Origin of the sequence: Shewanella indica (genome assembly GCF_033842865.1) — a bacterium.
GTDB lineage: Bacteria > Pseudomonadota > Gammaproteobacteria > Enterobacterales > Shewanellaceae > Shewanella > Shewanella indica.
In genome coordinates this window covers 1,225,946-1,240,930 of the sequence record NZ_JAWXXR010000001.1, presented here as the reverse complement: position 1 = coordinate 1,240,930, position 14,985 = coordinate 1,225,946, and the positions used below count along the sequence as shown (strand labels likewise).

7 protein-coding genes, 2 tRNA genes and 3 rRNA genes are annotated in these 14,985 nt (G+C 52.7%); 9 read left to right on the top strand and 3 right to left on the bottom strand.

The genetic code is table 11. From position 1 onward, the window contains the following. The first annotated feature begins 178 nt into the window (after window positions 1-178). The 6 genes from SIL79_RS05680 to SIL79_RS05655 all read left to right on the top strand — a co-directional run bounded on the left by SIL79_RS05680 (window position 179) and on the right by SIL79_RS05655 (window position 7,420). A 16S ribosomal RNA gene (locus SIL79_RS05680) occupies window positions 179-1,723 on the top strand. A 65-nt stretch (window positions 1,724-1,788) separates the two neighbouring features. Further along, a tRNA-Ile gene (locus tag SIL79_RS05675) sits at window positions 1,789-1,865 on the top strand. A gap of 181 nt (window positions 1,866-2,046) precedes the next feature. Then, window positions 2,047-2,122: transfer RNA gene (locus SIL79_RS05670), tRNA-Ala, on the top strand. A gap of 295 nt (window positions 2,123-2,417) precedes the next feature. Further along, a 23S ribosomal RNA gene (locus tag SIL79_RS05665) occupies window positions 2,418-5,413 on the top strand. A gap of 180 nt (window positions 5,414-5,593) precedes the next feature. Further along, a 5S ribosomal RNA gene (gene rrf / locus SIL79_RS05660) occupies window positions 5,594-5,709 on the top strand. The 16S, 23S and 5S rRNA genes sit together here with 2 tRNA genes alongside, the layout of an rRNA operon. Before the next feature lie 436 nt (window positions 5,710-6,145). Beyond that, window positions 6,146-7,420 carry a CinA family nicotinamide mononucleotide deamidase-related protein gene (locus SIL79_RS05655; RefSeq protein WP_319619062.1) on the top strand — a complete coding sequence of 425 codons (1,275 nt, stop codon included), beginning with the start codon at window positions 6,146-6,148 and terminating at the stop codon, window positions 7,418-7,420. An 86-nt stretch (window positions 7,421-7,506) separates the two neighbouring features. Here the strand turns inward: SIL79_RS05655 and SIL79_RS05650 are convergent, their stop codons facing one another. The 3 genes from SIL79_RS05650 to argE all read right to left on the bottom strand — a co-directional run bounded on the left by SIL79_RS05650 (window position 7,507) and on the right by argE (window position 11,975). Continuing rightward, window positions 7,507-8,013: a DUF1439 domain-containing protein gene (locus tag SIL79_RS05650; protein WP_052248306.1), complete on the bottom strand. Its 507-nt coding sequence runs from the start codon at window positions 8,011-8,013 to the stop codon at window positions 7,507-7,509. Between the two features lie 29 nt (window positions 8,014-8,042). Next, a complete protein-coding gene (ppc, locus tag SIL79_RS05645; RefSeq protein WP_071475625.1) occupies window positions 8,043-10,679 on the bottom strand; it encodes a phosphoenolpyruvate carboxylase in 2,637 nt (878 codons plus the stop codon). 144 nt (window positions 10,680-10,823) lie between these two features. Beyond that, window positions 10,824-11,975: an acetylornithine deacetylase gene (gene argE, locus SIL79_RS05640; RefSeq protein WP_319619061.1), complete on the bottom strand. Its 1,152-nt coding sequence runs from the start codon at window positions 11,973-11,975 to the stop codon at window positions 10,824-10,826. A 264-nt stretch (window positions 11,976-12,239) separates the two neighbouring features. On the opposite strand from argE, the gene argC reads away from it, so the two are divergent. The 3 genes from argC to SIL79_RS05625 are packed head-to-tail and all read left to right on the top strand — an operon-like array spanning window position 12,240 to window position 14,953. After that, window positions 12,240-13,220, top strand: coding sequence for an N-acetyl-gamma-glutamyl-phosphate reductase (argC, locus tag SIL79_RS05635; protein WP_039036117.1), 981 nt, complete (start codon window positions 12,240-12,242; stop codon window positions 13,218-13,220). 33 nt (window positions 13,221-13,253) lie between these two features. Beyond that, window positions 13,254-14,036: an acetylglutamate kinase gene (argB, locus tag SIL79_RS05630; RefSeq protein ID WP_025011587.1), complete on the top strand. Its 783-nt coding sequence runs from the start codon at window positions 13,254-13,256 to the stop codon at window positions 14,034-14,036. An 11-nt stretch (window positions 14,037-14,047) separates the two neighbouring features. Then, window positions 14,048-14,953: an ornithine carbamoyltransferase gene (locus tag SIL79_RS05625; protein ID WP_039036118.1), complete on the top strand. Its 906-nt coding sequence runs from the start codon at window positions 14,048-14,050 to the stop codon at window positions 14,951-14,953. Window positions 14,954-14,985 lie beyond the last annotated feature (32 nt).

The window sequence follows — 14,985 nt, the reverse complement described above, 5'->3', positions numbered from 1 at the left end:
TAGAATACGCAGCCCTGACCCGATGGGAACCATCGCGGTACTGCTCTTTAACAATATATCAAGCAATCTGTGTGGACACTCACAGGCATTGAGAAATCGACAAAACGATTTAACTCGATGAAGAGTGTTCATACGAACAGAATTCATTGAGTCGATTCTTCGGAATCAACCAAAACTTTAATTGAAGAGTTTGATCATGGCTCAGATTGAACGCTGGCGGCAGGCCTAACACATGCAAGTCGAGCGGTAACATTTCAAAAGCTTGCTTTTGAAGATGACGAGCGGCGGACGGGTGAGTAATGCCTGGGAATTTGCCCATTTGTGGGGGATAACAGTTGGAAACGACTGCTAATACCGCATACGCCCTACGGGGGAAAGCAGGGGAACTTCGGTCCTTGCGCTGATGGATAAGCCCAGGTGGGATTAGCTAGTAGGTGGGGTAATGGCTCACCTAGGCAACGATCCCTAGCTGGTCTGAGAGGATGATCAGCCACACTGGGACTGAGACACGGCCCAGACTCCTACGGGAGGCAGCAGTGGGGAATATTGCACAATGGGGGAAACCCTGATGCAGCCATGCCGCGTGTGTGAAGAAGGCCTTCGGGTTGTAAAGCACTTTCAGCGAGGAGGAAAGGGTGTAAGTTAATACCTTACATCTGTGACGTTACTCGCAGAAGAAGCACCGGCTAACTCCGTGCCAGCAGCCGCGGTAATACGGAGGGTGCGAGCGTTAATCGGAATTACTGGGCGTAAAGCGTGCGCAGGCGGTTTGTTAAGCGAGATGTGAAAGCCCCGGGCTCAACCTGGGAACCGCATTTCGAACTGGCAAACTAGAGTCTTGTAGAGGGGGGTAGAATTCCAGGTGTAGCGGTGAAATGCGTAGAGATCTGGAGGAATACCGGTGGCGAAGGCGGCCCCCTGGACAAAGACTGACGCTCAGGCACGAAAGCGTGGGGAGCAAACAGGATTAGATACCCTGGTAGTCCACGCCGTAAACGATGTCTACTCGGAGTTTGGTGTCTTGAACACTGGGCTCTCAAGCTAACGCATTAAGTAGACCGCCTGGGGAGTACGGCCGCAAGGTTAAAACTCAAATGAATTGACGGGGGCCCGCACAAGCGGTGGAGCATGTGGTTTAATTCGATGCAACGCGAAGAACCTTACCTACTCTTGACATCCAGAGAACTTTCCAGAGATGGATTGGTGCCTTCGGGAACTCTGAGACAGGTGCTGCATGGCTGTCGTCAGCTCGTGTTGTGAAATGTTGGGTTAAGTCCCGCAACGAGCGCAACCCCTATCCTTACTTGCCAGCGGGTAATGCCGGGAACTTTAGGGAGACTGCCGGTGATAAACCGGAGGAAGGTGGGGACGACGTCAAGTCATCATGGCCCTTACGAGTAGGGCTACACACGTGCTACAATGGTCGGTACAGAGGGTTGCGAAGCCGCGAGGTGGAGCTAATCTCATAAAGCCGGTCGTAGTCCGGATTGGAGTCTGCAACTCGACTCCATGAAGTCGGAATCGCTAGTAATCGTGGATCAGAATGCCACGGTGAATACGTTCCCGGGCCTTGTACACACCGCCCGTCACACCATGGGAGTGGGCTGCACCAGAAGTAGATAGCTTAACCTTCGGGAGGGCGTTTACCACGGTGTGGTTCATGACTGGGGTGAAGTCGTAACAAGGTAGCCCTAGGGGAACCTGGGGCTGGATCACCTCCTTACCTAAGCGATAATTGGTGCTTTTGAGTGTTCACACAGATTGCTTGATAAAAGAAGTAGAGCATGGGGGTCTGTAGCTCAGGTGGTTAGAGCGTTCGCCTGATAAGCGAGAGGTCGGTAGTTCGAGTCTACTCAGACCCACCAATTCTTCCGCTATTCTGCGTTAAACAGGTCGTCGTTTACTCCAGTAAACTTCCTCCCTGTCTGCCTTGATTAGTGTCGAAGGAATGAACAGAACGGTGTTCAAGACTGTTTGCGAGAGCTTTTTATCGAGTTTGAGGCGAAAGCTAACAACAAAATCGGTAACAAGAAGCGCAAAGAAAACGGGGCTATAGCTCAGCTGGGAGAGCGCCTGCCTTGCACGCAGGAGGTCTGCGGTTCGATCCCGCATAGCTCCACCACTTCCCTTGGAAGTGCTGGAACCGTCACTCTACAAAGGACGAGAGACGCCAAAGATAAGTCAGTATTTATCTTTGGCTTTTTTAAGCCCGCTCTTTAACAATTTGGAAAGCTGATAGTAGACATCAAGACGACTCTTAGGAGTTGGAATTGATGAATACAAATTGAGTTCTCAAACACTTCAATCAAGTGTTTTGGAAATTCTTCAAGGCGAGTCCACTTCCTTAACCCGGAGGTGAGACAAGTAAACCTAAGCTGGTTGCAATACAATCCGATGAAAACTCATCCGGGTTGTATGGTTAAGCGACCAAGCGTATACGGTGGATGCCTTGGCAGTCAGAGGCGATGAAGGACGTAGTAACTTGCGAAAAGCGTTGGTGAGCTAGTAACAAGCATTTGAGCCAGCGATGTCCGAATGGGGAAACCCGGCACCATAAGGTGTCATCAATACGTGAATACATAGCGTATTGAGGCGAACGAGGGGAACTGAAACATCTAAGTACCCTCAGGAAAAGAAATCAACCGAGATTCCCCAAGTAGCGGCGAGCGAACGGGGATTAGCCCTTAAGTCTTTGGGGTGTTAGTGGAATGTGTTGGAAAGCACAGCGGCACAGGGTGATAGCCCCGTACATGTAAACTAACCAGAGATGAAATCGAGTAAGGCGGCACACGTGACATGTTGTCTGAATATGGGGGGACCATCCTCCAAGGCTAAATACTCCTGACTGACCGATAGTGAACCAGTACCGTGAGGGAAAGGCGAAAAGAACCCCTGTGAGGGGAGTGAAATAGAACCTGAAACCGTATACGTACAAGCAGTGGAAGCGGTTCTTGAGACCGTGACTGCGTACCTTTTGTATAATGGGTCAGCGACTTACATTTAGTAGCGAGGTTAAGCGAATAGCGGAGCCGTAGGGAAACCGAGTGTTAACTGCGCGTTTAGTTGCTAGGTGTAGACCCGAAACCCGGTGATCTAGCCATGGGCAGGTTGAAGGTTGAGTAACATCAACTGGAGGACCGAACCGACTAATGTTGAAAAATTAGCGGATGACTTGTGGCTGGGGGTGAAAGGCCAATCAAACCGGGAGATATCTGGTTCTCCTCGAAAGCTATTTAGGTAGCGCCTCGGACGAACACCTTTGGGGGTAGAGCACTGTTAAGGCTAGGGGGTCATCCCGACTTACCAACCCTTTGCAAACTCCGAATACCAAAGAGTGCTATCCGGGAGACAGACGGCGGGTGCTAACGTCCGTCGTCAAAAGGGAAACAACCCAGACCGTCAGCTAAGGTCCCAAAGTAATTGCTAAGTGGGAAACGATGTGGGAAGGCTTAGACAGCTAGGATGTTGGCTTAGAAGCAGCCATCATTTAAAGAAAGCGTAATAGCTCACTAGTCGAGTCGGCCTGCGCGGAAGATGTAACGGGGCTAAGCAATTCACCGAAGCTACGGGTATCAGCGCATCACCTGATGCGATTTGCTGGCGTGATTCACTTTGTGAATGACGCCCAAGCACCCAACACGTTGAGTCGAAAGATGAAACAGGGTGTTTAAGTCGTATGAGGGATGCGCTGATGCGGTAGAGGAGCGTTCTGTAAGCCGTTGAAGGCGAAGGGGTAACCCACGCTGGAGGTATCAGAAGTGCGAATGCTGACATGAGTAACGATAAAGGGGGTGAAAAACCCCCTCGCCGAAAGACCAAGGGTTCCTGTCCAACGTTAATCGGGGCAGGGTGAGTCGACCCCTAAGGCGAGGCTGAAAGGCGTAGTCGATGGGAAACGGGTTAATATTCCCGTACTTCTGCTAACTGCGATGGAGAGACGGAGAAGGCTAGGCCAGCGCGGCGTTGGTTGTCCGCGTTTAAGGTAGTAGGTGGTGTGCTTAGGCAAATCCGGGCACACATACACTGAGAGCTGACGACGAGTCCCTACGGGGATGAAGTGGTTGATGCCATGCTTCCAGGAAAATCTTCTAAGCTTCAGGTTAGTAGAAATCGTACCCCAAACCGACACAGGTGGTCGGGTAGAGAATACCAAGGCGCTTGAGAGAACTCGGCTGAAGGAACTAGGCAAAATGGTACCGTAACTTCGGGAGAAGGTACGCTGCCGGCGGTGAAGACCTCGCGTCGTAAGCTGCTGGCAGTCGCAGATACCAGGTGGCTGCAACTGTTTATCAAAAACACAGCACTGTGCAAAATCGCAAGATGACGTATACGGTGTGACGCCTGCCCGGTGCCGGAAGGTTAATTGATTGGGTTATCTTCGGAGAAGCTCATGATCGAAGCCCCGGTAAACGGCGGCCGTAACTATAACGGTCCTAAGGTAGCGAAATTCCTTGTCGGGTAAGTTCCGACCTGCACGAATGGCGTAATGATGGCCACGCTGTCTCCAGCCGAGACTCAGTGAAGTTGAAATTGCGGTGAAGATGCCGTATACCCGCGGCTAGACGGAAAGACCCCGTGAACCTTTACTATAGCTTGGCACTGAACATTGACCCTACATGTGTAGGATAGGTGGGAGACTTAGAAGCGAGAACGCCAGTTCTTGTGGAGTCAACCTTGAAATACCACCCTTGTAGTGTTGATGTTCTAACCTTGGTCCCTTATCGGGATTAGGGACAGTGCCTGGTGGGTAGTTTGACTGGGGCGGTCTCCTCCCAAAGAGTAACGGAGGAGCACGAAGGTTGGCTAAGTACGGTCGGACATCGTACGGTTAGTGCAATGGCATAAGCCAGCTTAACTGCGAGACAGACACGTCGAGCAGATGCGAAAGCAGGTCATAGTGATCCGGTGGTTCTGAATGGAAGGGCCATCGCTCAACGGATAAAAGGTACTCCGGGGATAACAGGCTGATACCGCCCAAGAGTTCATATCGACGGCGGTGTTTGGCACCTCGATGTCGGCTCATCACATCCTGGGGCTGAAGTCGGTCCCAAGGGTATGGCTGTTCGCCATTTAAAGTGGTACGCGAGCTGGGTTCAGAACGTCGTGAGACAGTTCGGTCCCTATCTGCCGTGGGCGTTGGATGATTGAGGGGAGCTGCTCCTAGTACGAGAGGACCGGAGTGGACGAACCGCTGGTGTTCGGGTTGTCATGCCAATGGCATTGCCCGGTAGCTACGTTCGGAATCGATAACCGCTGAAAGCATCTAAGCGGGAAGCGAGCCCCAAGATGAGTCATCCCTAGGTCCTAGAGACCTCTGAAGAGCCGTTCGAGACCAGGACGTTGATAGGCAGGGTGTGTAAGCGTTGCGAGGCGTTGAGCTAACCTGTACTAATGACTCGAGAGGCTTAACCATACAACCCAGATGGGTTTTACGGACTTGAAGAAGTTAGATACTTGATTGAAGTTTGAACTCAAGCTCTGAAAAGAGCACAGCTTTCTGAATTGAAGAACAAAGGTTAATGACGCAGGTGATTGTTTGGCTGATAAAGCTGGAGCAATACCGTCAGACGGAGAATTAACCAGTAAGAATATGTCTGGTGACAATAGCATTGTGGTCCCACCTGATCCCATCCCGAACTCAGAAGTGAAACGCAATCGCGCCGATGGTAGTGTGGGGTCTCCCCATGTGAGAGTAGGTCATCGCCAGACGCCCAATAAAATGAAAAATCCCCAGCACTCTGTGTTGGGGATTTTTCGTTTTAATAGCATTTTGATATGCCCACTCTCACATGGGGAAGATAAAGAGTCCGAACGCAGTGAGGCACAATCCCATGTGGAGTAGGGTGAGGTTGTCGTGTTTATCAAACTCAGTTTGATGCGACAAACGAACGCGCAGAGCTTGCTCGAAGCTGGCCATCGCCAGACGCCTAACAAACAAAAAAGCCCTAGCTGAATGCTAGGGCTTTTTTGTTTGTCTCGCTTCCAGCGAGCACGACTTAACATGCAGCCCAAAGCTGCTGGCGCAGTGTGTGCCCCTCAGCTCGCAGCCAAGCTGCTTCGCGCTACAGCCATCTATCAAGCTGTGCTTGCTATTCATCCTGCTGTTACTTAACTTATATGCAGTTTTTGCCAAAGGGATCTTTGAATGAAGTTAGAGATGATTTGTACCGGAGAGGAAGTATTGTCCGGTCAGATAATAGATACCAATGCCGCCTGGTTTGCCAATGTGATGATGGAGCATGGGGTTGAGGTGCAGCGCAGGGTCACAGTGGGGGATAGACTCGAAGATCTGATTGCTGTGTTTCAGGAGCGTAGTCTCCATGCCGATATCATTCTGGTTAATGGTGGTTTGGGACCAACCAGCGATGATCTCTCGGCTGAAGCCATGGCTAAAGCCAAGGGTGAGCCTCTGGTTGAGAAAGCCGAATGGCGTGCCAAGATGGAGGCCTGGTTCAGCCGTAACAACAGAGAGATGCCGGCGAGTAATCTGAAACAGGCTTTGCTGCCTGAGTCTGCCGTCATGGTGGATAATCCGGTTGGCACGGCCTGTGGCTTTAGAGTCAAACTCAATCGTGCCTGGCTCTATTTCACTCCCGGGGTGCCATTTGAGCTGAAACATATGGTTGAGGAGCAGTTTCTGCCCTTTATCAAACAGGAGTTCGGCCTGGATGCAAAAGTCGCATTGAACAAGCTGTTGACCCTGGGCCATGGCGAATCGACGCTGGCCGATAAGCTGGAAGCATTGGAGTTGCCAGCAGGGATCACCATAGGTTATCGCTCCTCTATGCCACATATAGAGATCAAGTTGTTTGCCCGCGGTGATAAGGCCATTGCTCTGTTGCCCCGAGTCACCAATCATGTGCGACAGGTTTTGGGCACTGCGGTTGTTGCCGAAAATCGCGCGACACTGGCGGAAGAGATCCATCACAGGTTGTTGAATTCAGGTCTAAGTCTTAGTCTGGCCGAATCCTGTACCGGAGGTATGTTGACCAGCCAATTGGTGGCTTTCCCTGGCAGTTCTTCCTATTTGCATCAGGGGTTGGTGACCTACAGCAATGAAAGCAAGGTGCGGATTCTTGGGGTTCAACCTTCAACACTGGATGACCATGGCGCTGTGTCGATTGCCACCGTTGAGGAGATGGCGATGGGGGCCAGGGCGATACTGGATAGCGACTATGCTCTGGCTACCAGTGGTATTGCCGGTCCTGACGGCGGCACGGAGGAGAAGCCTGTCGGTACTGTCGCTATAGCCTTGGCGACCAAAGGCGGTTGTTACAGCCAGATGATTCAGCTGCCAAGACGTTCTCGAGAACTGGTTCGCAGTCTCAGCAGCGCAGTAGCCTATGACATGCTGCGCCGCGAGTTGTTGGGCGAGGCGGTTATTGTTGACTACTCATCTATTGGTCGATTTGCCAAATAGTCAAAGGCAGCAATAGGTTAAACCAGTAATAGGTTAAATAAAAATACGCAGCCAAGGCTGCGTATTTTTTGTGCGCTGAATATCGATTATTTAAACTCCAGTACCAGCTTGCCTGGTTTAACCTGAAGGCTCTTGGTCATATCGGCCAGTCTCGCTTGGTTGCTGTCCTGGGTGTCCAGAACATAAACCGGCTGACTTTCGAGGAAGTTGCGGATAAAGCCCATCAACTGCGGGGCAATACCCTGTAAAGCCCGCTGAATATCCTTGGGATTGGACTCGACAGAGGTCAATTCCAGACCACGAAGATAGACGCCATGGGTTTGGTTGTCATACCAAGGCTTGGCCTCAAACTCTGTTGTCAGGCTGGCACGCAAGGGAAACAGCGGCGTTCTGAGTATCAGCTCAGAGGTGGCTTTCACCGCCATGGTATCCGGCTTGTGCCCCAATTTGACAGTTACCCTATTCAACTGGATCTCTGTTGCCAGTGGCCCCTGGGTGTCTTGCATATCCAGTTGCAGCTCTTTATTCAGATAGGATTCCAGCTGTCCTTCGCTGATGCTGTATTGGCTGACACAGCCGCCCAACATCAGCATCAACCACAGAGACAGTATTAGGTGCAGCCTCACCCTGTATTCCTCATGCCCGCCGCGACACCGGCTATGGTCAGCATCAGCGCCAGTTGCAATTGTTCCGAGGTTTCCTGTTCCTTGCGACTTCGGGCCAACAGCTCGGCCTGCAGGAAGTTGAGCGGGTCGATATAGGGGTTGCGAAGCCGCACCGACTCCCGGTTCCAAGGAGTATGCGACATCAGGCTGTCAGAGCGGGTCAGTTCGAGTACTGCCTGGATCCCCTGTTGTAGTCTCTCCCTGAGGGCCTCACCCAAGTGACGCAGTTCTTTAGGCACCAGGCAGGTGTCGTAATAGCGGGCGAGGTTGGGTTCTGCCTTGGCATACACCATTTCCAGCATGGAGATACGGGTGTTGAAGAAGGGCCACTGGCGTTCCATCTCCTGTAGCAAAGAGAGTTCTCCTCGCTTGGCCGCGGCTTCAAGAGCCTCACCGGCACCGAGCCAGGCCGGCAGCATCAAACGGTTCTGTGACCAGGCGAATATCCAGGGAATGGCGCGCAGGCTTTCGATACCGCCATCCACCCGGCGTTTGGCCGGTCGGCTGCCGAGTGGCAGTTTACCCAGCTCTACTTCAGGCGTTGCGGCTCTGAAATAGGCAACAAAGTCAGCTTCTTCCCTGACTATGCTGCGGTAGGCCAGTACAGATTCATCGGCCAGTCGCTGCATGCATTGCCGCCACTCCTGTTTGGGCTCGGGAGGCGGAAGCAAAGTGGCCTCCATCACCGCCGAGGTGTAAAGCGCCAGTGACTGCACCGCCAACTTGGGGAGGCCGAATTTGAAGCGGATCATCTCTCCCTGCTCTGTCACCCGGATCCGTCCGTCAACTGAGCCCGGAGGCTGTGACAGAATCGCCTGGTGAGCAGGGCCGCCGCCACGACCGATAGTACCGCCACGGCCGTGGAACAGAGTCAGTTTGACGCCGGCCTTCTTACACACAGCAACCAGTTGTTCCTGCGCCCGGTATTGTGCCCAGGCCGCGGCCATGACTCCGGCATCCTTGGCCGAATCCGAATAACCAATCATCACTTCCTGCATGCCTTTGGTGTAACCCAGATACCAATCGATATCGAGCAGGGCTGAGATGCAATCGGCTGCATTATTGAGGTCGTCCAGGGTCTCAAACAGCGGCACTACCCGCATGGGATAGCGGCAGCCGGTTTCCTTGAGCAGCAAGAGTACCGCCAACACGTCGGATGGTTGGCTGGCCATGGATATCACATAGGAGCCCAGCGCTTGTTGAGGCTGAGTGGCTATCAAGCGGCAGGTTGCCAGTACCTCGGCCACCTCGTCTGATGGCTGCCAGTTTACCGGGATCAAGGGTCTACGATTGGCCAGTTCTCTGAGCAGGAAGGCCTGCTTTTCTGTCTCATCCCAATGGTTGAAGTCACCCATGCCCAGGTAGCGGGTAAGCTCGGCAATGGCATTGGCGTGGCGCTCTGCATCTTGGCGGATATCCAACCTCAGCATATGAATGCCGAAGCAGGCCAAGCGGCGCAGCATATCCAGCAGCAAGCCGTTGGCTATCAGGCTCATGCCGCAATCACACAAGCTTTGATACAGCATCAGCAGTGGTTTTTTCAGATCGTCCTGATGCCAGATGATGCTATGGTTGTCGACCTCGGGCTGATGACCTTCGAGGCGGGCATTGAGATAGTCTATGGTGTTGCGCAGCTTTTGGCGCAGATCTCTGAGCACGTCACGATAAGGTTCGCAGCTGCCGTTGGTATACTGGCTCAGCTCCTCGTTGGCTTCTTCCATGGACAATTCGCCAACCAGAGAGACGATATCTTTGAGATAGAGTCTGGCGGCGGCATGGCGATTACGATCCAATACTTCCTGAGTGACCTTGGCGGTAACAAAGGGGTTGCCGTCACGGTCGCCCCCCATCCAGCTGGAGAATCGCACCGGAGCGATATCAATCGGTAGTTGGCTGCCGGTGCGCTCTTCTACCTGGTCGTTGAGCTGGCGTAAAAAGTCGGGAATCGCCTGCCACAGTGAGGTTTCGATAGTCGCCAAACCCCAGCGGGCTTCATCCACCGGCGTCGGACGTTCGCGGCGGATCTCATTGGTATGCCAAATCTGGGCAATTAGCTGCCGCAGTCGCAGATTGATCTGTTTAAACTCGCGTTCGCTGAGCTGATCGTTTTCCAGTGCCGTCAGACAATCGACCACAGATGAGTACTTCTGGATCAGAGTGCGGCGGGATATCTCGGTCGGGTGTGCCGTCAGTACCAGATCTATGTTCATCTCCCTGAGACAGGATAGCATTTGCTTCTGATCTATGGGGCCGTTGAGCATGCGTCCGAGCAGTTGCTCCACGGGATCCGGTACACACACCAGCTCATCACAGTTGCGGCTGATGGTATGAAACTGCTCGGCGATATTCGCCAGGTTGAGAAATTGGTTAAAGGCTTTGGTGACCGGCACCAGTTCGTCATCGGGCAAGGCCGTCAGCAGTTCCAACATCTGCTGGCGGGCGCTTTCGTCACCCTGACGGGAACTCTTGGCCAGTTGGCGGATCTGCTCCACCTTATCGAGAAATGGCTCCCCCAGATCGGATCGCATGGTGTCGCCGAGGATCTGCCCAAGCATACTGACGTTGGATCTTAAGGATGCATACATATCTGCCATCGTGTTGATTGCTCCAAAGAATAGTGAGAAAGAGTCGTCGTTTCGGGCGGACTTGAGTAGAGCACAATAACCAGCACTGTGCCCTGTGGTCAATACGCTGAGGTATTTGCCTCGCGTTGTTTCCAGCGGCTGTGGGCTGGATCATTATTTTATACAGGCATGATAAATAAGCTGTTTCAGCAAATTTATCGTGGGTTTGATCTGCGCCGTATCCAAATATTCATCGGGTTGATGAGCCTGCTCTATGCTGCCGGGTCCCAATACCAGAGTGTGGCACCCCAGTTGCCGAATATAAGGCGCCTCGGTGGCATAGTTCACCACTTGCGGTGCCAGCCCCGTCAGGCTGGCGACCAGTTGGCTCCAGGGAGAGTCTCTATCATCGGCAAACGGCTCTGAGCCGGGATAGAGTTCGCTGATGGAAATCGCCCCCGGGAATTGCTCGCAGACCGGCTGTAAATACTGCTGCAGCATGAGTTGCAGATCGGTCAAAGCCAACCCGGGAAGTGGGCGGATATCCAGATGCAGATCACAGCAGCCACAGATACGGTTGGCGGCATCGCCGCCGTGGACATGGCCAAAGTTCATGGTTGGGTAAGGCACACTGAAGGCGTTTTCGCGATAGTGTTCACTCAAATGCTGCTTGAGTTTAAGTAGTCGGCCTATGATCAGATGCATCACTTCTATGGCATTGAGTCCCTTGGCCGGATCCGACGAGTGGCCGCTGCGGCCCGTTACCCGAATGCCTTGAGCCATGTGCCCCTTATGCATATAAACCGGCCGCAGGCTGGTGGGTTCGCCTATGATGGCAAATTCAGGCTTGATTGCAGCGTTGGCGGCAAAGGCCTTGGCCCCATTCATTGTGGTTTCTTCATCGGCACTGGCGAGAATATAAAGAGGCCGCTTCATTTGTGTCAGCGGCAGTTGTTTCAAGGCCTCCAATATCAAGGCAAAGAAACCTTTCATGTCACAAGTTCCCAAGCCATACCAAAGATTATCTTTTTCGGTTAGCCGAAAGGGATCATGCTGCCAACGGCCTTCATCGAACGGCACTGTGTCTGTGTGCCCGGCCAGCAGTAGGCCACCTTGGCCAGAGCCCAGGTTGGCCAGCAGGTTATGTTTGTTGCGACTGCCGGGCACCGGCTGGCGGCGGCACTCCAACCCCAAATCGCTAAACCAGTTGGCCAGCAAGTCGATAACGGCAGCATTGGATTGATCTTGCTCGGGCTCCAGGGCACTGATGGAGGGCGAGGCGATAAGCGCACTGAAGCTTTCTGTGAGTTCCGGCAGTTTTTTCATGACTATCCTGCAAAACATTAAAAATAACTATTCATATATATTGCATAAATAAATTGCTGTGTTAGTCTAGCAAACAGCTAAAGCCAGTGTCATCTTTCATGGTGACTAAATTCAGTGAGACTAAGTATGTTGAGTTCGACCTTGAGCTTGATTCAGACCCAAAACTGCAATAACTCCCTGCGACGATAAACTTGTCATTAGGCGTTGAGCCACGGGCTTTCGTTGTGCCCTTCCTTTTTTGATTAGCTTGAAGAATTAGAAACCATGAAAAATATCGCCATTATAGGGGCCAGTGGATATACAGGTGCCCAGTTAACCGCCCTGATCCAAGCCGAGCCAGAGTTAAGCATTCAAGGGTTGTATGTCTCTGAAAATAGTCTGGATAAGGGCAAAAGCCTGGCCGAGCTTTATCCTATTTATCAACATATCTCTGCAGTGTTGCAGCCGTTAACGCCAGAGGCCAAACAGCAGATAGTGGCGCAGGCCGACGCCGTGGCGCTGGCGACCGAACATTCGGTAAGCCTGGAATTGGCGGCCTGGTTTTATGCCCAGGGGCTGGCGGTATTTGATTTGAGCGGTGCTTATCGTTTCAGCGACGCGGCCAATTATCCCAAGTGGTATGGCTTTGAGCATAACCAAGCCGAAGTATTGGCACAGGCGGTTTATGGTCTGGCCGAGTGGAATGCCGAGGCGATTGCCAACAGCAAGATGATTGCGGTTCCCGGTTGTTATCCCACTGCATCCCTGTTGGCACTTAAGCCGCTCAAGTCACTGATGACTGATGCCTTCCCCGTTATCAATGCCGTTAGCGGTGTGACCGGAGCCGGACGCAAGGCGCAGCTGCATACCAGTTTCTGTGAAGTGAGTTTAACGCCCTACGGTGTGCTTGGTCACAGGCATCAGCCCGAAATCGCCAGCCAACTGGGGCAGGAAGTGATTTTTACTCCGCACCTTGGCAACTTCAAACGCGGCATTCTCGCCACTATTACGCTGCAGCTCAAGCCGGGTACCAAGGCAGAGGACGTTGCCGAGGCTTACAGCATCTACCATGGCTCGAGCATAGTCAGCGTAAAGCAGAACCAATTCCCTAAGGTGGATGACGTGGTACATACGGGCAATTGTCATCTGGGATGGAAGTTTGATGAACAGAACCATTATCTGGTGGTGGCCAGTGCCATAGACAACCTGATGAAAGGCGCTGCCAGTCAGGCGCTTCAATGCATAAAGATTCACTTTAAATACTAATTATTCCCGGGACGGTTAGAGAGAGTTGTCACTATGAGCACGAAAGACAAGGTGTTGGTTCTGAAAGTTGGCGGCGCACTGATGCAGTGTGAGATGGGAATGGCCAGGCTGATGGATACTGCGGCGAAAATGCTGGCCCAGGGACAGAAGGTGGTTCTGGTTCATGGTGGCGGTTATCTGGTGGATGAACAGCTCAAGGCCAATGGCATGGATACGGTGAAGCTCGACGGCTTGCGGGTCACCCCGCCGGAGCAGATGCCGATCATCGCCGGCGCTCTGGCCGGTATGTCCAACAAGATACTGCAGGCGGCGGCCATCAAGGCCGGTGTCGCCAGCGTTGGCATGAGTCTGGCGGATGCCAACTTGGTCGATGCGGTAATTAAAGATGAACGCTTGGGGCTGGTGGGTGAAGTTTCCCCCAAAGACGGCAGCTATATCAATTTCGTTCTGTCTCAGGGGTGGATGCCCATTGTCAGCTCCATTGCAGTCTCCAGCGAAGGGCAACTGCTTAACGTCAATGCCGATCAGGCCGCCACAGTGCTGGCCAAGCTGGTGCAGGGCAAGCTGGTATTGCTCTCCGATGTTTCCGGAGTATTGGACGGTAAGGGGCAGTTGATCGCCAGTCTTAATCGCAGCGAAATCGACGACCTGGTGAAACTGGGCGTGATAGAGAAAGGCATGAAAGTCAAAGTAGAGGCGGCGTTGGAAGTCGCAGAACTCATGGGGCAGCCGGTACAGGTTGCTTCCTGGAGAGATGCGGCGCAACTGGCTGCATTGGCTCAGGGCGAAGCCGTGGGTACGCAAATAAAACCATAGGAGAAGGCAGTATGAAGCACCTGTTGACCATTAAAGAACTTACCCAATCCCAGTTGCTGGCGTTGTTGGATCTGGCCAAGAAGATCAAGGCCAATCCGGCAGACTACCGACACGCGCTTGCGGGCAAGAGCGTAGTGATGCTGTTTGAAAAACCTTCCCTGCGTACCAGGGTCAGTTTCGATATCGGTATCCACAAGCTGGGTGGCCACTGTCTTTATCTGGATCAACAAAATGGTGCTTTGGGCAAGCGCGAATCTGTTGCCGATTTCGCCGGTAACCTTTCCTGCTGGGCCGACGCCATAGTGGCACGGACTTTCAGCCACAAGACCATAGAAGGGCTGGCCGAGTTTGGCACTGTGCCTGTGATCAATGCGCTGTCGGACTTGTACCACCCTTGTCAGGCACTGGCGGATTTTCTGACCCTGTCAGAGCAGCTCGGTGACTTGAGCAAGGTGAAATTGGCCTATGTGGGCGATGGCAACAACGTGACCCACTCGCTGATGATAGGCGCTGCCATTTTGGGTGCCAGCATGACGGTTATCTGCCCCGAAGGGCATTTCCCCGATGGTCTGATTGTTAATGAAGTACAGCAACTGGCGGCCGAGAATGGTGGCAGCCTGGTACTGACTTCGGACATCGCCGCCCTGGAAGGTCAGGATGCCGTCTACACTGATACTTGGATTTCCATGGGCGACCAAACAGAACTTTCTGATATTGAAGCGAAATTTAATCCTTATCAGATCAATCAGCCGCTGATGGATCAGTATAAGGTGAAGTATTTTATGCATTGTTTGCCCGCTCACAGAGGGGTAGAAGTGACAGATGAGGTGATGGATGGCAAAGGTTCTCTGATCCTGCAACAGGCAGAAAACCGCATGCACGCGCAGAATGCCGTTCTGGTAACACTTTTGAGCTGATGGCCAAGGGCCAGTTGAATCTAGGAAAATTA